21 protein-coding genes and 1 pseudogene are annotated in these 26258 nt (G+C 37.9%); 13 read left to right on the top strand and 9 right to left on the bottom strand.

What is annotated here, in order from left to right; all coding sequences use genetic code 11:
* Positions 1–242 precede the first annotated feature (242 nt).
* Positions 243–1943 (bottom strand): hypothetical protein, encoded by a 1701-nt coding sequence (locus tag I6F49_RS14490; protein WP_197181119.1) that lies wholly within the window; start codon positions 1941–1943, stop codon positions 243–245.
* Between the two features lie 136 nt (positions 1944–2079).
* On the opposite strand from I6F49_RS14490, the gene I6F49_RS14485 reads away from it, so the two are divergent.
* Positions 2080–2523, top strand: coding sequence for a hypothetical protein (locus I6F49_RS14485; protein WP_197181118.1), 444 nt, complete (start codon positions 2080–2082; stop codon positions 2521–2523).
* A 578-nt stretch (positions 2524–3101) separates the two neighbouring features.
* Here I6F49_RS14485 and yfaE read toward each other — a convergent pair.
* The 6 genes and pseudogenes from yfaE to ubiG form a co-directional block, all read right to left on the bottom strand.
* Positions 3102–3359 (bottom strand): class I ribonucleotide reductase maintenance protein YfaE, encoded by a 258-nt coding sequence (gene yfaE, locus I6F49_RS14480; RefSeq protein ID WP_197139683.1) that lies wholly within the window; start codon positions 3357–3359, stop codon positions 3102–3104.
* Entirely contained in the window at positions 3359–4489 is a 1131-nt protein-coding gene (gene nrdB, locus I6F49_RS14475; RefSeq protein ID WP_197181117.1) for a class Ia ribonucleoside-diphosphate reductase subunit beta, read from the bottom strand. Before nrdB ends, yfaE begins: the two co-directional genes overlap by 1 nt.
* Positions 4490–4670: 181 nt before the next feature.
* Positions 4671–5003 (bottom strand): annotated as a pseudogene (locus tag I6F49_RS14470) (ribonucleotide-diphosphate reductase subunit beta); the annotation flags it as partial.
* Between the two features lie 65 nt (positions 5004–5068).
* Positions 5069–7351 (bottom strand): class 1a ribonucleoside-diphosphate reductase subunit alpha, encoded by a 2283-nt coding sequence (gene nrdA / locus I6F49_RS14465; protein ID WP_165739716.1) that lies wholly within the window; start codon positions 7349–7351, stop codon positions 5069–5071.
* A gap of 1065 nt (positions 7352–8416) precedes the next feature.
* Positions 8417–9097: an HAD family hydrolase gene (locus tag I6F49_RS14460; protein WP_197181116.1), complete on the bottom strand. Its 681-nt coding sequence runs from the start codon at positions 9095–9097 to the stop codon at positions 8417–8419.
* Positions 9097–9807, bottom strand: a complete 711-nt coding sequence (gene ubiG / locus I6F49_RS14455; RefSeq protein ID WP_166419021.1) for a bifunctional 2-polyprenyl-6-hydroxyphenol methylase/3-demethylubiquinol 3-O-methyltransferase UbiG — start codon at positions 9805–9807, stop codon at positions 9097–9099. Before ubiG ends, I6F49_RS14460 begins: the two co-directional genes overlap by 1 nt.
* A gap of 177 nt (positions 9808–9984) precedes the next feature.
* On the opposite strand from ubiG, the gene gyrA reads away from it, so the two are divergent.
* The 10 genes from gyrA to I6F49_RS14405 all read left to right on the top strand — a co-directional run bounded on the left by gyrA (position 9985) and on the right by I6F49_RS14405 (position 20789).
* Positions 9985–12684, top strand: a complete 2700-nt coding sequence (gene gyrA / locus I6F49_RS14450) for a DNA topoisomerase (ATP-hydrolyzing) subunit A (RefSeq protein ID WP_197175224.1) — start codon at positions 9985–9987, stop codon at positions 12682–12684.
* 151 nt (positions 12685–12835) lie between these two features.
* Positions 12836–13918, top strand: a complete 1083-nt coding sequence (gene serC, locus I6F49_RS14445) for a 3-phosphoserine/phosphohydroxythreonine transaminase (protein WP_197175223.1) — start codon at positions 12836–12838, stop codon at positions 13916–13918.
* Positions 13918–15195, top strand: a complete 1278-nt coding sequence (gene aroA, locus I6F49_RS14440; RefSeq protein ID WP_197181115.1) for a 3-phosphoshikimate 1-carboxyvinyltransferase — start codon at positions 13918–13920, stop codon at positions 15193–15195. The genes serC and aroA overlap by 1 nt, the downstream gene beginning before the upstream one ends.
* Before the next feature lie 106 nt (positions 15196–15301).
* The gene (gene cmk / locus I6F49_RS14435) at positions 15302–16012 is read left to right on the top strand and encodes a (d)CMP kinase (protein WP_165727493.1); all 711 of its coding nucleotides are present in this window, start codon (positions 15302–15304) and stop codon (positions 16010–16012) included.
* Between the two features lie 96 nt (positions 16013–16108).
* Positions 16109–17776, top strand: a complete 1668-nt coding sequence (rpsA, locus tag I6F49_RS14430; RefSeq protein WP_002961176.1) for a 30S ribosomal protein S1 — start codon at positions 16109–16111, stop codon at positions 17774–17776.
* Between the two features lie 67 nt (positions 17777–17843).
* A complete protein-coding gene (gene ihfB, locus I6F49_RS14425) occupies positions 17844–18131 on the top strand; it encodes an integration host factor subunit beta (RefSeq protein WP_007583054.1) in 288 nt (95 codons plus the stop codon).
* Between the two features lie 21 nt (positions 18132–18152).
* Positions 18153–18434, top strand: coding sequence for a lipopolysaccharide assembly protein LapA domain-containing protein (locus I6F49_RS14420; RefSeq protein WP_024600249.1), 282 nt, complete (start codon positions 18153–18155; stop codon positions 18432–18434).
* 2 nt (positions 18435–18436) lie between these two features.
* Entirely contained in the window at positions 18437–19573 is a 1137-nt protein-coding gene (gene lapB, locus I6F49_RS14415) for a lipopolysaccharide assembly protein LapB (RefSeq protein WP_165727494.1), read from the top strand.
* Between the two features lie 43 nt (positions 19574–19616).
* Complete coding sequence (gene pyrF, locus I6F49_RS14410; protein WP_197139702.1) at positions 19617–20321, top strand: orotidine-5'-phosphate decarboxylase; 705 nt, start codon at positions 19617–19619, stop codon at positions 20319–20321.
* A 93-nt stretch (positions 20322–20414) separates the two neighbouring features.
* A complete protein-coding gene (locus I6F49_RS14405) occupies positions 20415–20789 on the top strand; it encodes a hypothetical protein (RefSeq protein WP_165727496.1) in 375 nt (124 codons plus the stop codon).
* A gap of 43 nt (positions 20790–20832) precedes the next feature.
* Here the strand turns inward: I6F49_RS14405 and I6F49_RS14400 are convergent, their stop codons facing one another.
* On the bottom strand, positions 20833–21666 hold the full coding sequence (locus tag I6F49_RS14400) for a CvfB family protein (RefSeq protein ID WP_024590152.1): 834 nt from the start codon (positions 21664–21666) through the stop codon (positions 20833–20835).
* Between the two features lie 2 nt (positions 21667–21668).
* On the bottom strand, positions 21669–22997 hold the full coding sequence (locus I6F49_RS14395) for a DEAD/DEAH box helicase (RefSeq protein WP_165727497.1): 1329 nt from the start codon (positions 22995–22997) through the stop codon (positions 21669–21671).
* Positions 22998–23205: 208 nt separating this feature from the next.
* Between I6F49_RS14395 and trhO the strand changes: the two genes are divergently transcribed.
* Positions 23206–24213, top strand: coding sequence for an oxygen-dependent tRNA uridine(34) hydroxylase TrhO (gene trhO / locus I6F49_RS14390; RefSeq protein WP_165727498.1), 1008 nt, complete (start codon positions 23206–23208; stop codon positions 24211–24213).
* Positions 24214–24360: 147 nt separating this feature from the next.
* Positions 24361–26256, top strand: coding sequence for a DUF294 nucleotidyltransferase-like domain-containing protein (locus tag I6F49_RS14385; protein WP_165727499.1), 1896 nt, complete (start codon positions 24361–24363; stop codon positions 26254–26256).
* Positions 26257–26258: the final 2 nt, after the last annotated feature.

Below are 26258 nucleotides of genomic sequence, written 5' to 3'. Positions count from 1 at the left end.
AATTTTATTGCTGCAGAATACGTTGCGCGTTTTAATTTCGTCATTTTTTCACCCAAATTTGTATGCTTATTAGCATAACATTTCTTTCTTAATGGGTGGCCAAAATTACTGTACCACTACATATTGTAGTGGTCAATAAACAGCAATGAGATTTGTAGAACAATTAATTCATGAAAACCTACAATAGTAACCTTTACTTCAGATACGATATCTTATCATTAATTGTCTATATACTGAGTGATTTAGTTATCTTGGTTAACGAGTTTTAAGCGTTGCATCAATTTTGAATCATATGCTTCAATGAGCTTTCTACACTTTGTATTACTATTGAAGTTAAGTAGGGATTTATAATTTATACTTAGCCCCACAAAGAGGAATAGCTCTGGTAACATGTCAATGCTCTGGGACAATGTTAGACGACAGAATGGGACTACTGATAGTGTTCGTTTATATTTAGTATTAAATTGTTTTTGAAAAGCAGGCAGTAGATCTTCAACTAAAGAGTTATTGTTTTCACAAAGAATAATTGCTAAAGACATTGCATCTTCTATTATCTGAAGTGGATTTGCCGCTATTTTAGGGTGTGCCCTATTAAATAGCTTAAACACTTTGAACATCATCCTTTCTCCGTCAGTAAGGTTTTCAAGGTATTCGATAAAAAATTCATTTATACAGATTTCATTTTCATCTTGTATGTTAAGAGCTATAGTCGTAATCTCAGAATCAAATTGGTTATGTTTCATTGTTGAAGATATGAGCCAATGTAAAACGATTTTATGTACTAATGCGGCAGCTAAGAATTTCCCAAGGTGAACTTTACAAATAGCTGATTCTACTTTTTTATAAAAGCTAAGTGCTTTCTGAAATTCACTTTTTTCTGTGAAATGAAACATTTTGTAATAGTCCAATAGAGTCTTAGTTAATAAGCTCTCTTCGTATTCATAATAACGCCTAAAGTTACAGTAATTCACTAGCTCTTTATAGAGTAAATAGGAATCAGGCCAAAGGTCATCACTGCCACTTTTTAAAAGATTGTAATGAATAGCTGGGGAAGTAGGTGAAATATGTTTTACAAGGTGCGGCTCTAAATGCGAAATAAGTTTAGCGCCTTTCTCTGTTTGCCATTCATTATAAAAGTTGTCCCCGCGAAGTAATTTTGTACATATATCCTTGTGTAATATAAGCAATTTACTGTCGGTGTACTTCAGGTTATCAAAATTCACAAGATATTCAGCTATGAGCTTTAGATGACTGAGTAAACCATCATCTTCAAGGCGCCTGATAACCATAGCTGCAATATATGCTGATTTCACTTTCTGTAAGTTCATCTGAATATCTATGTTTTTGTCATTTAATTTTTTTAAATCTGCTTCGAGAATCAATATATCATTTTTTATTGTAGTGATACTGCGAATGCTAGTACCTCGAATATCATTGATGCGCGCCGTAAAATTTGGAGTGAGAAATTCGATTTGAGATTTAATAATATTTTTAGCCCATCTGTTTTTCTCAGTAGGCTCTGAAGGCCAATAATTTGGAGCTTTATTCTTTGATATTAGAAATTTACCTAAAAAGTGGATTGCATTACCTTCATACTCGCAGTCTAAATATTTATGTAATAGTGCTGCAATCATAGGAGCATAGAGATACCGCCAAAAAATATTATTTCCTTTATTTTGATTTACACTAGTTTCGAATGGAGGCGACAGAAGTTCATTAATAAAACGTTGAAAACTAGATGCGTATTCTAAAAGAAGCTCTGGATGGTCTTGAGCAAGGGTCTCTACAAAGATATTTAAAGTATGTCTATAGGCTTCTTGGTGACGCTCTAGGCTTGAGTGTTCCTTGAATCCAAGCTTATCATTTCTTGCTGCTTCTTTAGTTACGCCAGAGTAATCAAAAACTAAACTGAGTAACTTTAAGTAATTGTGAGGTATAAACATTGCTAATCCGTCTTTTACGGTATTAATTTATTCTGGGTATCATAAAATTAAAAGGCTTAAAGAGCTAGAACAGATCGATATAGATTAAATGTAAGCCTAACTATTAACTTTACAGCCCTACCTAAGGAGATAAATTATGAGTACTAATGACATTTTATTGGAAATAGAATCAACTATTGATGAGATCATAGAAGATGCAGAAAACTTAAGAAATAAAGTCGAATCAACTACAAACTACGCGCGCTATGAAAATGACAAAGTAGTTCATAGTTATGATAATTATGTTCCTTTAGACAATCAGCCATTCGGTGAGGAGTTAATTCGTACAGATGGCATAGTACAATCAATTGATGAAATGATTATAGAAGTAGATCAAATGAGATGTGAAGAGGATGTTAATAAAGTTATTAAGTTAATCCAAAATACTGAAAAAGCTATTACAGAACATGATGATACTTTTTCAGACTGCTTTAGTGATGCATTTATTGAGCAAGCAACAAAAGAAGTCAGCGATGATTGGAATCCTTTAGGTGCTGAGGACTGTGAAGATGAAGATGAAGATGAAGATGATTTAGTATAATTACTAGTTTGTTATCACGATTAAAAGTAGAGCTCATTCGCAAATGAGTTATATTGATTGGCTAAACCCATAGCAAAGTTGACACATAGATAATGCCTAAAATTGGGTGATTTTAATTTCTGATATACACAGGTAATTATTAGTAGAATTGACAATTCACTTATATTATAGATTTGGTGCATTCTAATCATCAAAATACCACAGGTTAAGCCGTTATACTTAGGGATTAACGGCAAGTAGTTCATATCAATTTATTAATAAGGGGTTTCACAGCTACGGAGTTACAGTGGAAGACCAAATTTAGATTAAACGAATGGATGTCTTTCTGAAAATTCAGAAATAAATATGAAGAAAAAGCTCCTTGAGCATTATATAGGAAGGTTTGATATTATGCGGAGCTATGACGAAATATAGGTAAAAAGTGAGGGTTTTCCCTAACTAGATATGCAACTAAGCTAGTAGAATGTATAGTCACTAATGGAAATATAAAAACACTCTATATTGATATTCAATCAATATAGAGTGACCGAAAAGTGGTTCACAAACAAAGTAGATTTTTTCTTACGCTCGATATGGTATCAAGAGGAGATATCAACTGTAATATCAGAAAGTGGTTTTGAACAACATGTGAGTATTTCACCAGATCGAACATGTGCCAAAGGCTCTATGAAATAACAAATATCTCCTTTAAGGAGCTTGCATCGACAAGCTCCGCAATAACCATCACGGCAGTGAAACTCAATGTCTATATTTTCCCGTTCTAATGATCTAAGAATACTAATGTCGCTATCAAAAAAGGTCAATTCTCTCCCTTCAATAGTTATTTTCTTATCCATTACAAATCGAAATCCCCAAAATCAGCAACTGATACATTTGAGTCAACTTGTCCAACGAGGTAACTCGATATCTCAGCTTCTTGAGGGGCAACTTGAACATTATCGCTAGACAAATATGAGTTTATCCACGGAATAGGATTGCTCGGAGCATTATAAGCGGGTTCTAGGCCTATTGCCGACATTCTTTGATTAGCAATATACTCAACGTATTGTTTTAATATATTTGCATTAATACCGATCATTGAGCCATTCTTAAATAAATAGTCAGCCCATTCTTTCTCTTGTTCAACAACCTCTAAGAATATTTCTCTACTCTTATATTGTAATTTTTCAGAAATTATTTTCATTTCAGGATCATCTTTACCAGATGCCCATAGATTTAATATATGTTGAGTTGCAGTTAAATGAAGAGATTCATCACGAGCGATAAGTTTAATTATCTTAGCATTACCTTCTAATAACTCACGTTCAGAGAAAGCAAAAGAACATGCAAACGAAACATAAAATCTTATTGCTTCTAACGCATTGAGCGCACAGATTGAACAGAAGAGCTTTTCCTTTAACACTGTCAAAGACACTGTAATAGCTTCTCCGCTAATCATATGTGTTCCCTCACCGTGTAAATTGAATGCCTGAGTATGTTTAATTAAATCATCAAAGATATCAGTAATACTCTGAGCTCTTTTGATTATGGCTGGATTTATCACTATATCATCAAATACTTCACCAGGATCTGTAAATAGGTTTCTAAGAATATGAGTATAACTTCTTGAATGAATAGTCTCTGAAAATGAATGTGTCTCAGCCCATGTTTCCATAGAAGGCTGTGATGTAATAGGAAGCAATATCATATTAACTGAACGAGCTGCAATTGAATCTAGCAAAGTTTGATATTTTAGATTTGAAATAAAAATATGCTTCTCTGCATCAGATAAATTTTGCCAATCAGCTCTATCTTTTGACACATCAACTTCTTCCGGCCTCCAAAAGAAAGAAAGCTGTTTCTCAATTAACTTTTCGAAGATAGGGTGCTTCTGTTCATCATAACGAGATACGTTTACTGGATTACCAAAAAACATCGGCTCCAACATGTGATTAAATTTGTTCTGGTTAAAAGTTGTATATTTCATGATTTTTTCGCTTCTAATTGTAACCTAACCAAAGTTATATTTATTATTAGTATTATTATTAAAACGTTGAGTTAAGTTAGATCTAATGTAAGTTGGGTTTTATTTAGTTACTGATTTAATTGGTATTAAGGCATATAATGATTAAATAATGAGATGTTTAATTAACTTGTTGTCCATATAATGTCTCTATCCATGTTTCAAGCTCTGGTAACGATACTATAGGAAGTAGGGCAACGTTAGGTGAACGACCTTGTACGCTATCAAGCAAAGTTTGATATTTTAAGTTACTTAAAAATATATGCTTTTCGTGATCTGGTAATGCTTGAAAGTCTAAACGGTCTTTGCTTACATCTACTTCTTCAGGACGCCAAAAGAAAGACAGTTGCTTTTCGATTAACTTTTCAAAAATTGGGTATTTTTGTTGGTCATAACGAGATACGTTAACAGTTTGGCCAAAAAACATTGGCTCTAGCATTTGGTTATTATGGTTTCGGCTAAATGTAGTATAAGACATGTTTATCACTCAAAAAACTATCAGAAAAAGCGGGCTAAATGCCCGCTTAAAATAAAAATTAATAACTATATTTTACACGCGCCGCCTTCACAATCATCATCTTCCACTTCTGGAGTATCTTCTTGCATATCTGAGGCACCATCGCGAGTGTTGTGGTAGTACAAGGTTTTAACACCCAGTTTGTACGCTGTTAGTAAGTCTTTTAATAAGACTTGCATAGGTACTTTACCGCCTTCGAATTTATTTGGATCATAATTTGTGTTTGCCGATATAGTTTGGTCAACAAATTTCTGCATTATGCCCACAAGTTGTAGGTAACCATCGTTTGATGGAATATCCCATAATAACTCGTAGTTATTCTTTAAACGTTCGTACTCAGGCACTACTTGTTTCAAAATACCGTCTTTACTTGCTTTAACGCTAATGTGACCACGTGGTGGCTCAATACCATTTGTTGCGTTAGAGATTTGCGACGATGTTTCTGAAGGCATTAACGCACTTAGTGTTGAGTTACGCATGCCGTGCTCTTTAATGCTGGCACGTAATGTATCCCAATCAAGGTGAAGTGGTTCATCACAAATTTTATCTAAGTCACGTTTGTACGTATCTGTTGGCATAATGCCCTGTGAATACGTTGTTTCGTTAAACTTAGGACATGCACCACGTTCTTTAGCAAGCTCGTTTGATGCTTTCATTAGGTAGTACTGAATCGCTTCAAACGTTTTGTGAGTCAGTGCATTTGCGCTGCCATCTGAGTAACGCTTACCGTTTTTAGCTAAGTAGTATGCGTAGTTAATTACGCCTATGCCTAGTGTACGACGACCCATAGTCGCATTTTTTGCAGCCGGTACTGGGTAGTCTTGGAAATCAAGTAAGTTATCAAGTGCGCGCACTGCAAGTTCAGCTAGCTCTTCAAGCTCGTCTAGTGACTCAATGGCACCTAAGTTAAACGCAGACAGTGTACAAAGGGCAATTTCGCCTTCTTCGTCGTTTACGTTGCTTAGTGGCTTAGTTGGCAATGCAATTTCTAAACATAAGTTAGATTGGCGAATAGGCGCAACTTTAGCAATGAACGGGCTGTGTGTATTACAGTGGTCCACATTTTGTAAATAAATACGACCTGTACTTGCACGCTCTTGTGCAAACATAGAGAAAAGCTCAATCGCTTTAATACGCTTTTTACGAATAGATTCGTCTTGTTCATATTTTACGTAAAGCGCATCAAATTCTTCTTGGTCTTCAAAAAATGCATCGTAAAGGCCTGGCACGTCTGATGGGCTAAATAACGTAATGTAATCGTCTTTAATTAAACGAGAGTACATTAATTTATTAAACTGTACGCCGTAATCAAGGTGGCGAACACGGTTGTCATCTACACCACGGTTATTTTTAAGCACAAGTAGGTTCTCTACTTCTAGGTGCCAAAGCGGGTAAAACAATGTTGCTGCGCCGCCACGTACACCACCTTGTGAACAGCTTTTAACAGCTGTTTGAAAGTGCTTATAAAAAGGAATACAACCTGTGTGGTACGCTTCGCCGTTACGAATGTGGCTACCTAGCGCACGAATACGACCTGCGTTAATACCAATGCCCGCACGTTGTGATACGTATTTAACAATCGCAGACGATGTAGCATTAATTGAATCAAGGCTGTCGCCACACTCAATTAATACACATGAGCTAAACTGGCGAGTAGGCGTACGTACACCTGCCATAATAGGCGTAGGTAATGATATTTTAAATAACGAGACTGCATCATAAAAACGCTTAATGTAAGAAACGCGTGTTTCACGTGGGTAGTCAGAGAATAAGCTTGCCGCGACTAAAATATATAAAAACTGTGCACTTTCGTAAATCTCACCCGATACACGGTTTTGAACAAGGTATTTACCTTCAAGCTGTTTTACAGCCGCGTAGCTAAAATTAAGATCGCGAGAATGATCGAGGTATGCATCAAGCTCGTCTAACTCTTGCTCAGTGTAATCTACAAGTAAGTGAGCGTCGTAGCGTTTATCTTCAACCATTTTTGTTACATGGTTAAATAAACGTGGTGGCTCAAATTGGCCGTACGCTTTTTTACGTAAATGGAATACAGCTAAACGTGCCGCTAGGTATTGGTAATCAGGCGATTCTTTTGAAATTTGATCTGCAGCAGCTTTAATAATGGTTTCGTGTATGTCTTTAGTACGAATACCGTCGTAAAACTGAATGTGTGATTTTAATTCAACTTGCGAAACCGATACGTTTTTTAAACCTTCGGCGGCCCATTCAATAACGCGATGGATCTTATCAAGATCAAGAGGCTCTTTACGCCCGTCACGTTTGCTTACAGATAACTGTTGGTTCATTTGCCTGTATTCCTTGGGAATTATGTATTTTGACCAATGCGTCATACCTCGCAATGGCAAGGTAAGTACTCATTTATTATAAGTTTCACCGTAATGGCGAATTTAATTGAATAACATTTGGCCACAATATCTGGTGTTGTTCAATTTAGAGATCACAAGATAGTGTGGTCTGAGTTGTTTTGCAAGGGACATAATTGCCCCTATATGTGGATAACTTTGGGATAACGCATTTGTGTTAGTAGACACTCACCTTCGAACAATCATTTAAGTTAGAATATGCAAAAATCAACTAATGATCTGCTAAATTTACGCATTTTAAAAATAAATTTTGACTGCTTTTTTTATCGACAAGCTTTGTGTGAAAACTAACACAATCACAATATATAGTGTTTAATAATTAACATGGCACTATATATGGTTTCAGTGCACTATCTAAGTGAGTTGTTTAGTGTTCATGGTTGAACGCTTTTATAAATAAAAAGCATAATTAGAGGGAAGATATAGAAATGGGCTAAAAGATAGCCCATTTAAATTTATACAAAGAGCATGCTGCTCAGTGTAATAATTTTAAAAATACCTATTATTACACTTTCTGATATTTCTATAGATAAACTGAACTTCAATTTTAGTTATCCTAAATCTGAGTTAGTCACTTGCTGAGAATATAAGAATAAGTTACGCTCAAACTTCCAAACTTGGGCACTTTCTTAAAACTCGAGCAAGTGTCTTTGCTAACATCATATTCAAAATTTGAGTATGGTGTTAGCCCCTCCACTTAATTGAAATATCAATCCCATCAAAGTGTTAATAAAACTCTAATGTGGTCTGAGTTGTTTTGCAAGGGACATAATTGCCCCTATTTGTGGATAACTTCGGTATAGCGTATTTGTGTTAGTAGACGCTCACACTTAAACGACCACTCAACCAAAGGCGTTTAAAAAGTAAACTAATGATCTGCTAAATTTACGCATTTTAAAAATAAATTCTGACTGCTTTTTTTATCAGCAAGCTTTGTGTGAAAACTAACACAATCACAATATATAGTGTTTAATAATTAACATAGCACTATATATGGTTAAAACCATCAATTGGGCTTAGCCAGTTAAAATTGGCTTCCCAAGCTATCGCTTCATCTTTACTTGGGATGTAACCCCAAAGTGCCGTTGCGGTATGCATACCTGCCGCTTTGCCTGCTTGTATGTCACGTTGTGCATCACCAATGTATAAACAACGGCTTGGTTCTACCTGCATAAGCTTTGCACAATGTAGCAGTGGTAGAGGTGATGGCTTCGCTTCAGCTAATGTGTCGCCACTTATTATCACACTGGCATTTTTTAATGCGGGAATAGCTGCCACTAAAGGATCGGTTAAAAACCCTGGTTTATTAGTCATGATCCCCCATTTGATCTTTTTCTGATCAAGGGCGATAAGTAACGATTCAACACCAGAGAAGCAATGCGTGTGCTTTGCTATGTTTGCAGCGTACTCGTCAACTAATTGCTTTATAAGCTCGCTTTGGGGTTGTTTAGCCCATAATTCTTTAAAACCAGCCTCTAATAATGCGCCTGCGCCGTTAGATGCTGCAGGGCGGTATACATCACTACTAACAGGTGTGATTTTATTACTAATAAGCACTGCGTTTAAAGCAGCGCCTAAATCATCAGCGGTATCGAGTAGGGTGCCGTCTAAATCAAATAAAAATGCATCGTACTCAATAAGAGGCTGTGGGGATTGAGAGCTAGCCATTAAGCTAACTTCTCAAAATAAAGTATGTAATTTACGCTAACGTCGTTATTAAGCGTATATTGCTTTGATAGTGGGTTATAAGAAAGCCCTGTACTTGCACGTACTTTTAAACCCGCTTGCTCTGCCCATGCAATAAGTTGCGCAGGTTTTATAAACTTTTTATGGTCATGTGTACCTTCAGGTACCATTTTTAATAGCTTTTCGGCGCCAACAATCGCGTATAAATATGCTTTAGGCGTTTTGTTCAGCGTTGAAAAAAACACATCTGCACCTGGCTTTGCAAGTGCTGCTACTGCATGAATGATAGAAGCTGGGTCGGGTACGTGCTCAAGCATTTCCATACACGTTATTACATCGAAACGTTCTGGGTTTTGTGATGCATACTCTTCGGCAGGTACTTTTATGTAATCTACATTTACGCCTGTCTCTAAACTATGCAATTTAGCAACAGTTAAAGGCTCTTGTCCCATATCGATACCGGTTACTTTAGCACCCATACGCGCCATGCTTTGGCTTAAAATGCCGCCGCCACAGCCAACATCGAGTGTTTCTTTATCGAATAAGCCTTGCGTTTTGTTTGCTATAAAATCTAAACGTAACGGGTTAATTTCGTGAAGAGGTTTGAATTCTCCGTCTAGGTCCCACCAACGCTCTGCGATGGCTTCAAATTTTGCTATTTCTGCGTGATCTACATTTTGATGTTCGGTCATAAAATACTTCCTCGTCAATCTGAGGCCATTATATAGGGCTAAATTGATAAATCGCAAAGTTTTGCGCCTGTAAATTGAAATTAATTGTGATAGCATGACTGTTAGTAATAATAACAAATACTCTTAATACCCAATACCGGGTTGTTGAGAGCTGATACTGAAGGAATGTGATATCAAATGACTGATCTCGCCAATGAAATTCTGCCAGTCAATATTGAAGACGAGTTAAAAAACTCCTACTTAGATTACGCAATGAGCGTAATAGTAGGACGTGCATTACCAGACGTACGTGACGGCTTAAAACCTGTTCACCGCCGCGTTTTGTTTGCAATGAACGAGCTTAGTAATGACTGGAACAAGCCTTACAAAAAATCGGCCCGTGTGGTCGGTGACGTAATCGGTAAATACCACCCACACGGCGACAGTGCAGTTTATGACACGATAGTTCGTATGGCTCAGCCATTCTCACTACGTTATATGCTTGTAGATGGCCAAGGCAACTTCGGTTCGGTTGATGGTGATTCAGCAGCGGCAATGCGTTATACAGAAGTACGTATGGCAAAAATGTCGCATGAGTTATTAGCCGATCTTGAAAAAGAAACGGTTGATTTCGTTCCTAACTACGATGGCACAGAGTTCATCCCTGATGTTTTACCAACGAAAGTTCCTAATTTATTAGTGAATGGTTCGTCGGGTATTGCAGTAGGCATGGCTACAAACATTCCACCACATAACTTAACTGAAGTTGTGAACGGGTGCTTGGCACTTATTCAAAATCCTGATTTAACTATTTTAGAGTTAATGGATTATATCCCTGGTCCTGATTTCCCAACGGCTGCAATTATCAACGGTAAGAAGGGCATCGAACAAGCCTACTTAACTGGCCGTGGTAAAGTGTACATGCGTGCACGCGCCGACGTCGAAACCGATGAAAAAACAGGCCGTGAAACAATCATCGTTCACGAAATTCCTTATCAAGTTAACAAAGCTCGCCTAATTGAAAAAATTGCTGAGCTAGTTAAAGATAAGAAAATTGAAGGTATTAGTGCGCTACGTGATGAATCAGACAAAGACGGTATGCGTATCGTTATTGAGATCAAACGTGGTGACGTAGGCGAAGTTATTCTAAATAACTTATATTCACAAACTCAGTTACAAACTGTGTTTGGTATGAATATGGTTGCTTTAATTAATAACCAACCTAAGTGTTTTAATTTAAAAGAAATGCTTGAAGAGTTTATTATTCACCGTCGTGAAGTAGTAACTCGTCGTACCGTATTTGATTTACGCAAAGCTCGCGACCGTGCTCACACGCTAGAAGGCTTAGCGATTGCACTTGCAAACATTGACCCAATTATCGAGCTTATTCGTAAATCTCCTACACCTGCTGAAGCTAAGATTGCTTTAACAGCACGTCCGTGGGAACTAGGTCATGTACAAGGCATGCTTGAAAAAGCAGGCGAAGATAATGTTGCCCGCCCAGACTGGCTTGCTGATGATTTAGGTATTCGTGATGGTCAATATTATATTTCTGAGCAACAAGCTCAAGCAATATTAGATTTACGTTTACACAAGTTGACTGGTCTTGAACACGAAAAGATTATAAGTGAATACCAAACCTTATTAGATTTAATTGCTGATCTTTTATATATTTTGGCTACGCCTGAGCGTTTAATGGAAGTTATTCGTGACGAACTAGTAGAAATTAAAGAGCAATATGGCGATGAGCGTCGTACAGAAATTAACGCCGCAGCTCACGATATAAGCTTAGAAGATTTAATTACTGAAGAAAACGTTGTAGTAACGCTTTCTCACGAAGGTTATGTGAAGTATCAGGCATTGTCTGATTACGAAGCGCAGCGTCGTGGTGGTAAAGGTAAGTCAGCAACGAAGATGAAAGATGAAGATTTCATCGAGCGTCTGTTAGTTGCAAATACACACGATACTATATTGTGTTTCTCTACGGCCGGTCGTTTATATTGGCTTAAAGTGTATCAGTTACCATTAGCAAGTCGTGCAGCGCGCGGTAAGCCAATCGTTAACTTGTTACCACTTGAAGCTGATGAGCGCATTACTGCTATATTGCCAGTACGCGAGTACGCAGAAGATAAATATATCTTTATGGCAACTGCATTCGGTACAGTTAAGAAAACACCATTAACGGCTTATAGTCGTCAACGTGCAAGCGGTATTATTGCTGTTAACTTAAATGATGGCGATAGCTTGATTGGTGTTGATATTACCGATGGTAGCAACGAAATTATGTTGTTCACTGATGCAGGTAAAGTTGTACGCTTCAAAGAAGCTGAAGAAACTACCGTTGTTGATGAAAACGGTAACCCAGTATTAGACGAAGAAGGTAACCCTGAGATTCGCTTCAAAGGTGTTCGCCCAATGGGTCGTACTGCTACAGGTGTTCGTGGTATTAAAATGCCAGACGAGCAACGTGTTGTCTCGTTAATTGTTCCAAAAACTGACGGTGCTATTTTAACGGTAACTGAAAATGGTTACGGTAAGCGTACACAGCTTGAAGATTACCCATCTAAGAGTCGTGCAACACAAGGTGTTGTATCAATCAAGGTGAGTGAACGCAACGGTGCTGTTGTTGGTGCTGTTCAAGTTGACGACAACGATGAAATAATGATTATTTCTAATCGTGGTACCTTAGTACGAACTCGCGTTAATGAAGTTTCTACGGTTGGACGTAACACGCAAGGTGTTATTTTGATCAGAACTATTGACGGAGAGCAAGTAGTTGGTTTACAACGTATAGAAGAGATTGAAGTTACAGAAAGTGACTTAATTGATATCGATGACGTTGAAACAGTTGATACGGTTATTGAAGAAGTAGTGGATGACAATCCTCCTTCTGAATAATTGAAATTGAAAAAGCGGCTAAGGCCGCTTTTTTTAATCTTGTTGAAAAAAATTAATAGGGTGTGAAATTATATTCATTCATTAAAGGTTTAGTGAGTTGGTATTATACGTTCATGCTTAGTAGTTAAATTACTGGAATGAGGCAAAGGTAATGAGTAAATATAATTTTTGTGCGGGGCCCGCTATGCTTCCGCAAGCGGTGATGAAAAAAGCGCAAAAAGAGTTCCTAGATTGGCAAGATCTAGGTGTTTCTGTGATGGAAATAAGCCATCGTAGTAAAGAGTTTTTAGCGCTTACTGCCAAATGTGAAGCAAGCTTACGCCGCCTAATGAATATTAGTGATGAGTTTGAAGTGCTGTTTATGCATGGTGGTGGTCGTGGTCAGTTTAGTGCTGTGCCTTTAAATTTACACCAAGAAGGTAAAACAGCTTTTTATTGCGAAAATGGCGTATGGTCAAAAAGCGCGAGAGATGAAGCGAGTAAATTCACTCAAACGACTTTTACTGATATACGTAATGATGCTGATGGCGAGTTTTCTATTAAAGCGGTAGCTGACTGGGATTTACCAGCAGATGCAGCGTACATCCACTATTGCCCTAACGAAACCGTTGATGGCTTAGAGATTTTTGATGTACCTAGCCACCCAACAGCACCAATTGTTGCCGATATGTCGTCAACTATTTTATCGCGCGAAATAGACGTTAATAAATTTGATTTAATTTATGCCGGCGCACAAAAGAATATTGGTCCATCGGGTATATCAATCGTTATTGTGCGTAAAACATTATTAGAGCGTGAAGGCTTACCAAAACCTGGTATTTTAGATTACGCACTTGAAGCAAAGCAGGGCAGTATGTTTAATACCCCACCGACTTTTGCTTGGTATTTAGCGGCTGAAGTATTTGAATGGCTTGAAAGCAATGGTGGTGTAAAAACCATGGAAGCACAAAATATTGCTAAAGCAGATTTACTGTATGATTTTATCGATAACTCTGATTTTTATTCAAATATTGTTGCTAAGCATTGTCGCTCACGTATGAATGTTCCTTTTTGGTTGAATGATGAAAGCTTAAATAGCAAATTTGTTGCTCAATCTAACGAAGCGGGTTTACTTGCTTTGGAAGGTCACCGAATAGTGGGCGGTATGCGCGCCAGCATTTACAACGCAATGCCACTTGAAGGTGTTCAAGCACTAGTTGACTTTATGGCTGCCTTTGCAAAGGAAAATAGCTAATGGAGCAGCTTCGTTTAGAGCCCATTTCTCGTGTAAATGGCACAGTTACCTTACCTGGATCAAAAAGTTTATCAAACCGTATTTTATTATTAGCAGCGCTTGCTAGTGGTACAACTGTTGTAGAGAACTTACTTGATAGTGATGATATTCGTCATATGTTGGGTGCTCTGAAGCTTTTAGGTGTAAATGTAACACTTAATGAAGAACGCACTGTAGCCACTGTAGAGGGTGTTGGTGGTGTGTTTAAAACACCGAGCGAACCATTATTTTTAGGTAATGCAGGTACTGCCTACCGACCTCTAACCGCCGTACTAGCTGCTGTAAGTGGTGAGTACGAGCTAATAGGCGAGCCGCGTATGGAAGAGCGTCCAATAGGGCACTTAGTTGATGCTCTACAAGCGCTTGGTGGTGATGTTACCTATACAAAACACAAAGACTATCCACCACTTAAAATCGTAGGTGGTCAAATAAAAGGCGGTGAAGTTGAAATTGACGGCAGTATTTCAAGCCAATTTTTAACTGCCTTGTTAATGGCAGCACCTTTATTTAAAGGCGATACAAATATAACTATTAAGGGTACTTTAGTATCTAAACCTTATATTGATATTACGTTAGGTGTTATGGCGCGCTTTGGTATTGATGTTGAGCACAGTGACTATGCAACTTTTAACGTTAAAGGTGGTCAACAGTATCAATCAATCGAGCGTATTATGGTTGAAGGTGATGCTTCATCGGCTTCTTATTTCGTTGCAGCTGCAGCGATTGCCGGTGGCGAGATAGAAATTAAAGGTGTTGGCGCTAAATCGGTTCAAGGTGATATTGGCTTTGCTAAAGTCATGGAGCAGGTTGGCGCTAAAATTGATTGGTATGATGAGCGTTTAGTTGTTCGCAAAGGCGAGCTTAATGGCGTAGATATAGATGCGAATGCAATTCCTGATGCAGCAATGACACTGGCAACAGTTGCTTTGTTTGCTAAAGGTAAAACCGCTATTCGTAATATTTATAACTGGCGCGTTAAAGAAACAGACCGTTTGTACGCAATGGCAACTGAGCTTAGAAAAGTAGGCGCTGAAGTTGTAGAAGGGCATGACTTTATAGAAATTACACCGCCTAAACACTTCAACGATGTAGCAATAGACACTTACGACGATCACCGTATAGCTATGTGTTTTGCTATGGTTGCCGTAGGCGGAAAGCCAATAACGATTAATGATCCAAAGTGTACTTATAAAACATTTCCTACATTTTTCAATGTTTTAGCATCAGTCAGTGAATAAGCTATTTAGAAGTAATTACAAAAGTTACACACTAATAGCAGATATATTTTAATAACTGACGTATAATGTCGCGGTTTATTTAGGTGTGCATTGCAGGAGGTTTTAAATGCAGGCGTTATTAATGCCCGTGATCACCGTTGATGGCCCAAGTGGTTCAGGTAAAGGAACTGTTTGTCGCTTGTTAGCCGACAAGTTGGGGTGGGATGTACTAGATAGTGGTGCGATTTATCGCGTTTTATCTTTAGCTGCACTTCATCACCAAATTGCATTAGACAATGAAGAAGGGCTTGTCCCTCTTGCTGCAAATTTAGATGTGCAGTTTTTGGTAGATAGCCAAACTAATGCAGGAAAAGTTATTTTAGAAGGCGAAGATGTAACGACTACTATTCGTAATGAAGAAGTAGGCGCTGCAGCGTCAAAGGTTGCAGCATTACCTCGCGTTCGTGAAGCATTATTACGCCGTCAGCGTGCATTTCGCACTGAAAATGGCTTAATCGCCGATGGTCGTGATATGGGCACTGTGGTTTTTCAAGATGCACCGTTAAAAATATATTTAACAGCAAGCGCAGAAGAGCGTGCTCGTAGACGTTTTGTTGAGTTGAATACGCGCGGTCTTGATGTTACACTGAGTGGTCTATTACAGGATATTCAAGCTCGTGATGAGCGCGATATGAATCGTGCCATTGCTCCGCTTGTGCCTGCAGAGGATGCTATTGAGATCGATACTAGCGAACTTAATGCACAGCAAGTGTTTGATAAAGTAATAACTTTATTAGATATTGCTATCTCTGAAGGTAAGCTTCCTAAACGAAGCTAAAACACATTTTATGCGCCAGCAGGATGCCAGTGCTATTTTAACAACCCCATGCAGCATGGTTGCTTATTGGTATAATATATAGAGACGTATATTCGTATGTCAGAAAATTTTGCGCAGTTATTTGAAGAAAGCTTAAAGGGTTTTGAAGCAGAGCAAGGCTCTATCGTTAAAGGTACAGTAATCTCAATCGAGAACAACATTGTACTTGTAGATGCTGGTCTTAAATCAGAAAGTGCTATCCCTGCTGAGCAGTTCAAAAATGCTGCTGGTGAACTTGAAGTTGCTGTTGGCGACGAAGTAGATGTTGCACTAGATGCAATTGAAGACGGTTTCGGTGAAACTATTCTTTCTCGTGAGAAAGCTAAGCGTCACGAAGCATGGATCCGTCTTGAGAAAGCATGTGAAGAGCAAGAAACTGTTACTGGTGTTATCAACGGTAAAGTTAAAGGCGGTTTCACAGTTGAAGTTGATTCAATCCGTGCTTTCCTACCTGGTTCACTTGTTGATGTTCGTCCAGTACGTGACACAACTCACCTTGAAGGCAAAGAGCTTGAATTTAAAGTAATCAAGCTTGACCAAAAACGTAACAACGTTGTTGTTTCACGTCGTGCAGTTATCGAATCTGAAAACTCACAAGAACGTGAAGAGCTTCTTGCTAACCTTGTTGAAGGTCAAGAAGTTAAAGGTATCGTTAAGAACCTTACTGACTACGGTGCATTCGTTGACCTTGGTGGTGTTGATGGTCTACTACACATTACTGATATGGCTTGGAAGCGTGTTAAGCACCCTTCAGAAATCGTTAATGTTGGCGACGAAATCGCAGTTAAAGTTCTTAAATTCGACAAAGATAAAACTCGTGTATCTCTAGGCCTTAAACAGCTTGGTGAAGATCCATGGGCAGCTATCGCTGGTCGTTACCCAGAAGGTTCTAAACTTTCTGGTCGTGTTACTAACCTTACAGATTACGGCTGTTTCGTGGAAATCGAAGAAGGCGTTGAAGGTTTAGTACACGTTTCTGAAATGGATTGGACTAACAAAAATATCCATCCTTCAAAAGTTGTTAGCTTAGGCGACACTGTTGAAGTTATGGTTTTAGAAATTGACGAAGAACGTCGTCGTATTTCTCTTGGTCTTAAGCAATGTATTGCTAATCCTTGGCAGGAATTTGCTCGTCTACAGAACAAAGGCGATCAAGTTACTGGTAAGATCAAATCAATCACTGACTTCGGTATCTTTATCGGTCTTGACGGTGGTATTGACGGTCTTGTACACCTTTCAGACATTTCTTGGAATACACCTGGCGAAGAAGCTGTACGTGAATTCAAGAAAGGCGACGAAATCACTGCTATCGTATTGCAAGTTGACCCAGAGCGTGAACGTATCTCTCTAGGTGTTAAGCAAATCGAAGCTGACCCATTCAATAACTACCTTGATGCAAACAAAAAAGGTGCTATTGTTAAAGGTAAAGTGACTGAAGTTGATGCGAAAGGCGCAACTGTTGAACTTATCGAAGGCGTTGAAGGTTACATCCGTGTAGCTGATATCGCTCAAGAGCGCGTTGAAGATGCAACTACTGTTGTTTCTGTAGGCGACGAGATTGAAGTTAAATACGTTGGTGTTGATCGTAAGAACCGCACTTTAAGCTTATCTGTAAAAGCTCTTTTCGAAGCAGAAGAGAAAGAAGTACTAGAGAAGCTTAAGAAAGAAGAGCCAGTGTTTGAAAACGCAATGGCAGCTGCTTTCGCAAATGCACAAAAAGACTAATATATAATTAGTTTTTAGTTGGAAGGGCATTTTTTGCCCTTCCTATATCTCTTTTTAAGGAAACGCTATGACTAAGTCAGAACTGATAGAAACACTTGCGGAACAACACGCACACGTTCCAGTGAAAGATGTTGAGAATGCTGTAAAAGAAATTCTTGAACAAATGGCCGGCTCATTATCTACTTCAGATCGTATTGAGATCAGAGGTTTTGGTAGTTTCTCTTTGCATTTCCGCGCTCCTCGCACAGGTCGTAATCCTAAGACTGGCGATACAGTTGAGCTTGAAGGAAAGCATGTACCTCATTTTAAACCAGGCAAAGAATTACGCGACCGCGTAAATGAAAGCATTGCCTAGTTAACTTAGTGGAGTAGTTACTTGTTCAAGGTATTAAAAATTATTCTGGTTGCACTATGCCTTATCAGTGCATTTGTATTAGGGTCACAAAACCCACAGTTAGTACAAATAAATTATATTATAGCCAGTAATACATTACCTTTAGCTGTAATAATAAGTATCTGCTTTTTATTAGGTGTTTTGATTGGTTGTTTTATTAGCTTTAAATTGTTTTCGCAATTAAAGTGGCAAAACTACCGTTTAAAAAAGCAATTAGCGCCTGAAAAAGATAAAAAAAAGCTTGCCGCGAATAAAGACACCTAACTATGATTGAGCTTTTGTTTTTACTATTACCTGTTGCCGCCGGTTACGGTTGGATTATGGGTAAAAACAGTGCTAAAAACCAAGCTCATCAACTTAATCGTCAGATCACTTCTGAATACAGCAAAGGCTTAAAGTTTCTACTCGACAGAGAAGAAGATCAAGGCTTAGAGCATTTAATTAACTTACTTGAAGTGTCAGCCGACTCGGTTGAACACTATTCTACACTTGCCGCTATGTTTCGTCGTAGAGGTGAATTAGACCGCGCAATAAAAATTCATGAACTTTTATTAAAACACCCAAGCTTAAATGAACAACAAGCTGCAACAAGCCGTTTAGAACTTGCCGAAGATTACATAATGGCTGGGCTACTAGACAGTGCGGAAGAGCACTTAGTTTGGTTAGTTAAAGCAGGGCATGTAGAAGCGCTAGATCCTATTATTACTTTATACTCGCAAACCCGTGAATGGGAGAAAGGCATCAACATGTTTGAAGCCCATAGCGAGCTATTTTCAAAAGAACAACAATTTAAAGCGATTGCTAATTTTTATTGTGAGTCGGCTTTAAGTGACAGTACCCCCCAACTAATGAGAAAAGCGATTAGCTTAAATTATAAAGCTGTGCGTCCCCTGTACGAATTAGGTTTAGTTGCTTACGCAAAAGAAGATTACGTTAAAGCTATTTATTACTGGCGTGAACTTGTTACTCAATTCACTTTGTTTGCGCCTTTATTTATTGATGAGCTTGCCCACAGTTATAAACAATTAAACTTAACGCATCAATTTCATGAATTAGTCAGTGATTTATTAGAAAAGGGCGGTGTATTAATTAAAATAAAACATTGCCAAGCCTTACTTGAACAAGGGCATACAAAACAAGCCTTTGAATTTTTAACTGATAGCTTAAAACGTCAACCTACTATTCGTGGTTTCAGTTTTTTACTGCAATTGATGGGCGATCAAAATAAAAATACCAAAGAAGTACTTAACGAAATTGATAAACTTGTAACCTCTTATATTGCTACAAAGCCTGACTTTCAATGTCAGCATTGTGGTTTTACAAGTTACACAATATATTGGAATTGCCCCTCTTGTAAGCATTGGGAAACCATTGTTCCAAGTCGAGGCTTAGACGGATTTTAATAACCCCATATTAATAATTTTACTGCCATACATTAGGATAGTCATGTCTTTCGAACACTCAAAAAAAATTCTTATAGCATTAGATTACGATGATCAAGAAGTTGCCTTAAACTTTGTTAAACAACTTTCTCCTAATACATGTCGTCTTAAAGTCGGCAAAGAGATGTTTACTTATTTTGGACCTATATTTGTTAAAGAGTTAATTGACTTAGGTTTTGATGTTTTTCTAGATTTAAAATTTCATGACATCCCTAATACAGTAGCTAAAGCGGTTACTGCCGCTGCGAAAATGGGTGTATGGATGGTTAATGTACATGCATCTGGTGGCTTTGAAATGATGAGTAAAGCTAAGTCTGCTCTTGAGCAATTTGGTGACAAAGCGCCACTACTTATTGCTGTTACTGTATTAACCAGCATGGATGAAACAGAACTTAAGCGTTTGGGTGTTGATAAATCAGCTCAAGAACAAGTTATATATTTAGCTAAGCTTGCAAAGGAAGCAGGGCTTGATGGCGTTGTGTGTTCTGCGCAAGAAGCTAAAGCATTAAAAGCAGAGTTAGGTGAGAACTTTAAACTTGTAACACCAGGTATACGTCCTGAAGGCAGTGATGCTGGCGATCAAAAGCGTATTATGACTCCTAAGCAAGCAATAGATGCAGGAAGTGATTATTTAGTAATAGGCCGACCTATTACTCAGGCGGATGATCCCGTAAAAGTTCTTAGTGATGTTAATAGTTCTATAGTATAAATTAACAAAAAGCAGCAATATAGTGCTAATAACCCTTACCTAATGTGTGTTTTATGTTACATTATTAGAATGAAGATGAAGTAGGGGTTTGTTTTGAAGTTATTATTTGGTTCATTAATAATTATTGTTGCGGGATTTAGCGTAAATAAATATGTTTTTTCTAACAAAGCATATGACGGTGTAACAACCGTTACAGATATAATTCAAACATATCCAATCAATATGTTTGATTTTAAAAAAACAATGCAAGATTATGCTCATCACCTGTGTTACAAAAATGAAGATACACTCATATCTCAGCATGTAAGTGTGAGTGAATGCATATCGAAACTTGATGATAAAAAAACAGAATGTGAAAAAAAGGTTTTTCGTTTAGCGCCACTCAATATTGAGTCGAAAGGTGAAGTGCTTGATTATTCTAGGCAATATACGCAATGTACATTGCCTTATAAGTATATTTTAGGTTAATTACCAACAGATATTATTGGTAATTAAAGCCTATTATTTATGACTAAGATCTTAAGCGAATGGATTTCGCTTCAATATCTATTAACTCTTGTTTAAACAATCCACCAATCGCTTTTTTATAATTAGCTTTACTAGTAGAAAACATCTTTTTAATCGCTTCAGGTTCAGACTTATCGCCTAATGGAATAACTCCACCTTCGTTTTTAAGTTTTTGCATAATAGTTTCACCAAGGTCACTTACTTTACCCATGCCTGGCTTTTCTAGTACAACATCAATTTTTCCGTCTTCACGTACTTTTTGAATGAATCCTTTAAGCTTTTGGCCTACAAATAAACTTTTAAATACCATATTGTAAAAAACAACACCGAAGTGCGATTCTTCAATTAATACCTTGTAGCCAATATCTGTTTTGCCAGCGACGATTAAATCCACTTCTTGTAAGTGAGTATATTGCGGCTCATCTTTAGATAAGAAACGATTAAAGTTGTTTGATGCACAAATACGTTGGCTTGCATTATCAAGGTACAAACGAACTAAATATGAATGACCTTCTTGCATGCGTGGTTTTTGTTCGTTGAACGGAGTTAGAACATCTTTTTCAAGACCCCAATCTAAAAATGCACCAATACTATTAATTTCTTTAACGCGAAGTAGGGCATATTCACCTACTTGTGCGTGTGGCTTTTTAGTTGTCGCAGTCGCTAAATTAGCATTATCTAAAAAGATAAAAACACTTATGCTATCGCCAGCTTCAAGCTCATGTTTAATTTCTTGCTTTGGTAAAAACACTTCACCTAAATCATGGCCGTCTAAGTAAGCACCTTCGTTACTCACTTCTTTTACAAATAATGTTTGTGTGGTTCCTAGGTAACTCATAATTATTCCTGCTCAGTCTTTTTTTTACGGCGCATTGGTGTATCGCCATCAATGTTCATTGGTGCTTTAATTGGTGCAGTTGGCTTTTTAGGTTTAGCTTTGCGTTTAAATACAGGCTTTTTAACAGCAGCTGCTTTTTCTTTAGATTTATCCCACGTTGTCTCAGGTTTTTTCTCTTTTAAACCTTTAAACTTAGCTTTTAAACCCTCTACACTCGCAAATTTTAACTCGTCATTTAAAAATGCTTTAATAGCTAAATAACTTGCCCAATCTTTAGGACCAACTAATGAAATTGCGTTACCTTTAAAACCAGCACGCCCAGTACGACCTATGCGGTGTACATACTCTTCTGCGTGTTTTGGTAAATCAAAGTTAATAACATGCGTTACGCTTAGTAAATCTAAACCACGAGATGCAACATCGGTTGTGATTAATATTTTAAAGTTTTCGCGACTAAACGAATCCATAATATCTAAACGTTTATTTTGTGTTAAATCACCAGCAAGCGCTACAGACTTAAAGCCTTTAGCATTAAGCGCCTCACTCAAACGACTCGTGTCAGAACGTGTTGCTGTAAAGATAATGCACTGGCCAACATCATCTTGATTCAAGAAATGCTCTAAAAGCGCTTCTTTATGATCAAGGTGATCGGCAAGATATAACGTTTGTTTAATATCGCTATGTTGCTCGTTTGCTGCACTTAGCGTAATTTGCTTTGGCTTTTTTAATAGATTACGTGATAGTGCATCTACTTGCGCATGGTCAAGTGTTGCAGAAAACAATAACGTTTGACGTAAACGGTGATTAGCTTGCTCGTTAATCATTTTTAACTGCTCGGTAAAGCCTAAATCTAATATACGATCGGCTTCATCAAAAATAAGCAGTTCTAGTCCGCTCAATTGTAGTGAGCGTTTTGTAATGTGATCGGCTAAACGCCCTGGTGTAGCAACTACGAATTGTGGGTCGTTTCTAAGTGCTTTTATTTGGTCATTAAAGTTTTCGCCGCCAAGTATTTTTACGGCCTTAATGGCTGTACCTGCAATTAATAAACGCAGTTGAGTAAATACTTGCGTAGCAAGCTCACGCGTAGGAGCAACAATAAGTACACGAGGATCGCGTTTACTGAGTGCTTTTTGTTTCATAACCCTTTGTACAGCAGGTAATAAAAACGCCAAGGTTTTGCCCGACCCAGTTTTAGACTGAGCGAAAATATCATACCCCGCAAGTGCTGTAGGCACCGCATGAGCTTGAATGTCGGTGGGCTGGGTGATCCCTTGATGTGCTAATTGTGTTTCAAGGCGTGTATCAATCCCAAGATCAGTAAACTGCAATGTGTGTTTCTCCAAAATGAGCAAATTAAGTCTATAAATTTATCAGCGCATTATAGCTTACACAGATAGGTCGCTAACAGTAAAAACCAATCTATAGCGCTATTTTTTGCAATTAAATTAAAAAAGCGTAAAATACGCGCCCCATATGCGCCGGATTTACGATTCGGTAAACGCCAATACTGGCTAAAAAAGCAAAATAGGAAATAAAATGACGGCTGTCCATAAAGATAATGTAACAAATGAGCACTTTGTAGTGTGTGCGATGTATAAGTTTGTTGGTTTACCTGAATTTGAAGCTATCCGTAAGCCATTACTTGAAGTGATGGAAGCGAATGAAGTACGCGGTACATTACTACTTGCGGCTGAAGGAATAAACGGCACTGTTTCTGCAAAACGTGAAGGGATAGACAATTTACTAGCATGGCTTGATAAGCAACCAAATTTAAAAAACATCGTAACAAAAGAATCTTACGATGATGAATGCCCGTTTTATCGCACTAAAGTAAAGCTCAAAAAAGAAATTGTAACGATGGGCGTTGAGGGAATTGACCCTCTAAAAGTTGTGGGTAGCTATGTAAAACCAAAAGATTGGAATGCGCTTATTTCTGATCCAGAAGTTATTTTAATTGATACACGAAACGACTACGAAATTGAGATTGGTACTTTTCAAAATGCAGTCGATCCAAATACAACGACATTCCGTGAATTTCCACAGTGGGCAAAAGAAAACTTAGACCCTGAGAAACATAAAAAAGTAGCAATGTTTTGTACCGGCGGCATTCGCTGTGAAAAATCGACAGCCTACATGAAAGAGCAAGGTTTTGATGAGGTTTATCATCTTGAAGGCGGTATTTTAAAATACCTTGAAGAAGTGCCAAAAGAAGAAACCATGTGGGAAGGCGAATGTTTTGTATTTGATAATCGCGTTGCGGTTGATCACGACTTACAAAAAGGTTCTTATGATCAATGCCACGCGTGCCGTATGCCAATTACAGAAGAAGAAAAGTTAAAGCCTGAATACATGGAAGGTGTATCTTGTCATCATTGTATTGAGGAAGTAACAGACGAGCAACGCGCGCGATTTGCTGAACGCCAAAAGCAAATAGAACTAGCACAAGCCCGTGGTGAAGGTCATATTGGCAATGAAGCGCAAGCCGTTTTACAGCAACGTAAAGAAGCTAAAAAAGCACAAAAAGACGCTCAGCGCGGTAAATAAATTTTTACAATAAGTATTACATTTAAAGAGTCTATTTAGGCTCTTTTTTTGTGCCCAAAATTGTGCAGTAATTGTTTTCACACTCCGATGATAGTGTTAATCTGCAAACATATTTAGTCATTTTAATGCGCATACAGGAAGGGATTTATGCAAGCCGAACAAGTTGAAATCGCACAATTTTTAGCACAACATCCTCCTTTTGATGACTTACCTCAAAAAGCGCTTAATGAGCTAGCTCAACAAGTTGAGGTTGCTTATTTTAGAGCAAAAACTGACATTTTAAGTTTTGGACAAGACATATCTGATCTGTATGTGATTAGAAGTGGTTCTGTAGAAATGTATCGCCGAAATGGTGAGCTATACAATCGTTTGGCCATCGCAGGAATATTTGGTCAAATGGGTTTATTGATGAACCGTAAGGTCCGTTTTCCTGCAACTGCTCTTGAAGATACGTTAGTTTATTGCATAAATGTTGAACTATTTAATCGTTACTGTGATGAGTTTGATGCATTTGCTGACTACTTTGAAACAGATGGTAACGTGCGTTTACATCAAGCTATTGTTGAACAAGCTGATGGCAATGACCTTACAACTGCGAAGGTAAAATCATTAATTCACAGAGATGTAGTCACCGTAGATGCAACGTCTACAATACAAGATATTGCAAAATTGATGACCGAAGAGGCCGTTTCGTCAGTTTTGGTAACTGATGTAAATAAACCTATAAATGATGACCCTGAGGAAGATGATGGGCAAGTCGTTGGCATAATAACCGATAGGGATTTACGCTCAAAAGTAGTGGCTAAAGGACTTGATTTTAATACTCAAGCAAAAGAGATTATGTCGACTAACTTAGTGCTTTTAGATGCTAATGACTATATTTTCGAAGCCGTACTGGCCATGCTTAGAGACAACTTACATCATTTGCCTGTAGTACAAAAAAGACGTCCTATAGGAGTTATATCACTCTCTGATATTTTACGTTATGAATCGCAAAGCAGCTTATTACTTGTGCGCGGCATACTTGCTCAACAAACAATTGAGGATTTAGCGCATTATGCACGCCAATTACCCAATGTATTTGTACGCATGGTTAATGAAGATGCAAATTCACACATGATTGGTACTGCCATGGCTGTTATCGGGCGTACATTTAAGCAAAGATTACTCGTATTAGCTGAAGAAAAATTTGGCCCACCTCCCGTTCCTTATTGCTTTATTGCACTGGGCTCAATGGCTCGCGACGAGCAACTTATTGTAACTGATCAAGATAACGCATTAATTTTAGATGACAGTTACGACGACGAAAAACATAATGAATATTTTCAAAATATCTCAGACTTTGTTTGTGATGGCCTAGCGCAATGTGGTTATACCTATTGTGATGGCGAAATAATGGCGTCGTTTAAAAAGTGGCGTAAAACTCGCTCAGAGTGGTTTGATCAATTTGCTGATTGGATTGCTCAGCCAAAACCACAAGCGCTGCTTAATAGTTCTATATTTTTTGATTTAGACGGGGTGTGGGGTAAAACTAAGTGGGCTAATGAGCTTAAAATATTTATAGCGAAACAAAGTAAAGCGAATCGTATATTTCTAGCTAACATGGCAGCAAATGCTCGAAATAGAACACCGCCACTTGGTTTTTTTAAAGGCTTTGTTATGGAGCATAATGGCCAGCATAAACGTTCAATGAACTTAAAGCGAAGAGGTACAGCACCGCTTTCTGATGTTATACGCGTGCATGCGTTAGCGATTGGTTCGCGTAAACAAAATTCGTTTGAGCGTTTAGAAGATATTATTGAAGCTAAACTATTACCGCAGGGTAAAGCCCAAGATTTACGTGATGCACTTGAGTATATTGCTATGATGCGAATTCGTCATCAAGCGTGGCAAATAGAGAAGGGCGAAGAGCCTGATAATGACTTAGATCCACATTTATTGTCTCCGTTCGAGCAGCGAAATTTAAAAGAGGCGTTTGCTATTTTAGAAAAAGCACAAAGCTATTTAAAATTTAGCTACACAGCAAATTCTGGTGTGAAGTAGCC

It is taken from the genome of Pseudoalteromonas sp. SWN166, assembly GCF_015864485.1.
In the GTDB taxonomy this organism is placed as follows: Bacteria; Pseudomonadota; Gammaproteobacteria; order Enterobacterales; family Alteromonadaceae; genus Pseudoalteromonas.
The sequence above is the reverse complement of the archived record's forward strand: the minus strand, read 5'-3'. Positions and strand labels throughout refer to the sequence as shown.

What these genes read in the sequence shown, in the direction of transcription:
- I6F49_RS14490 (WP_197181119.1), bottom strand. Translation starts at nt 1,943, where the DNA reads ATGTTTATACCTCACAATTACTTAAAGTTACTCAGTTTAGTTTTTGAT.
- I6F49_RS14485 (WP_197181118.1), top strand. Translation starts at nt 2,080, where the DNA reads ATGAGTACTAATGACATTTTATTGGAAATAGAATCAACTATTGATGAG.
- yfaE (WP_197139683.1), bottom strand. Translation starts at nt 3,359, where the DNA reads ATGGATAAGAAAATAACTATTGAAGGGAGAGAATTGACCTTTTTTGAT.
- nrdB (WP_197181117.1), bottom strand. Translation starts at nt 4,489, where the DNA reads ATGAAATATACAACTTTTAACCAGAACAAATTTAATCACATGTTGGAG.
- nrdA (WP_165739716.1), bottom strand. Translation starts at nt 7,351, where the DNA reads ATGAACCAACAGTTATCTGTAAGCAAACGTGACGGGCGTAAAGAGCCT.
- I6F49_RS14460 (WP_197181116.1), bottom strand. Translation starts at nt 9,097, where the DNA reads ATGGCTAGCTCTCAATCCCCACAGCCTCTTATTGAGTACGATGCATTT.
- ubiG (WP_166419021.1), bottom strand. Translation starts at nt 9,807, where the DNA reads ATGACCGAACATCAAAATGTAGATCACGCAGAAATAGCAAAATTTGAA.
- gyrA (WP_197175224.1), top strand. Translation starts at nt 9,985, where the DNA reads ATGACTGATCTCGCCAATGAAATTCTGCCAGTCAATATTGAAGACGAG.
- serC (WP_197175223.1), top strand. Translation starts at nt 12,836, where the DNA reads ATGAGTAAATATAATTTTTGTGCGGGGCCCGCTATGCTTCCGCAAGCG.
- aroA (WP_197181115.1), top strand. Translation starts at nt 13,918, where the DNA reads ATGGAGCAGCTTCGTTTAGAGCCCATTTCTCGTGTAAATGGCACAGTT.
- cmk (WP_165727493.1), top strand. Translation starts at nt 15,302, where the DNA reads ATGCAGGCGTTATTAATGCCCGTGATCACCGTTGATGGCCCAAGTGGT.
- rpsA (WP_002961176.1), top strand. Translation starts at nt 16,109, where the DNA reads ATGTCAGAAAATTTTGCGCAGTTATTTGAAGAAAGCTTAAAGGGTTTT.
- ihfB (WP_007583054.1), top strand. Translation starts at nt 17,844, where the DNA reads ATGACTAAGTCAGAACTGATAGAAACACTTGCGGAACAACACGCACAC.
- lapB (WP_165727494.1), top strand. Translation starts at nt 18,437, where the DNA reads ATGATTGAGCTTTTGTTTTTACTATTACCTGTTGCCGCCGGTTACGGT.
- pyrF (WP_197139702.1), top strand. Translation starts at nt 19,617, where the DNA reads ATGTCTTTCGAACACTCAAAAAAAATTCTTATAGCATTAGATTACGAT.
- I6F49_RS14400 (WP_024590152.1), bottom strand. Translation starts at nt 21,666, where the DNA reads ATGAGTTACCTAGGAACCACACAAACATTATTTGTAAAAGAAGTGAGT.
- trhO (WP_165727498.1), top strand. Translation starts at nt 23,206, where the DNA reads ATGACGGCTGTCCATAAAGATAATGTAACAAATGAGCACTTTGTAGTG.
- I6F49_RS14385 (WP_165727499.1), top strand. Translation starts at nt 24,361, where the DNA reads ATGCAAGCCGAACAAGTTGAAATCGCACAATTTTTAGCACAACATCCT.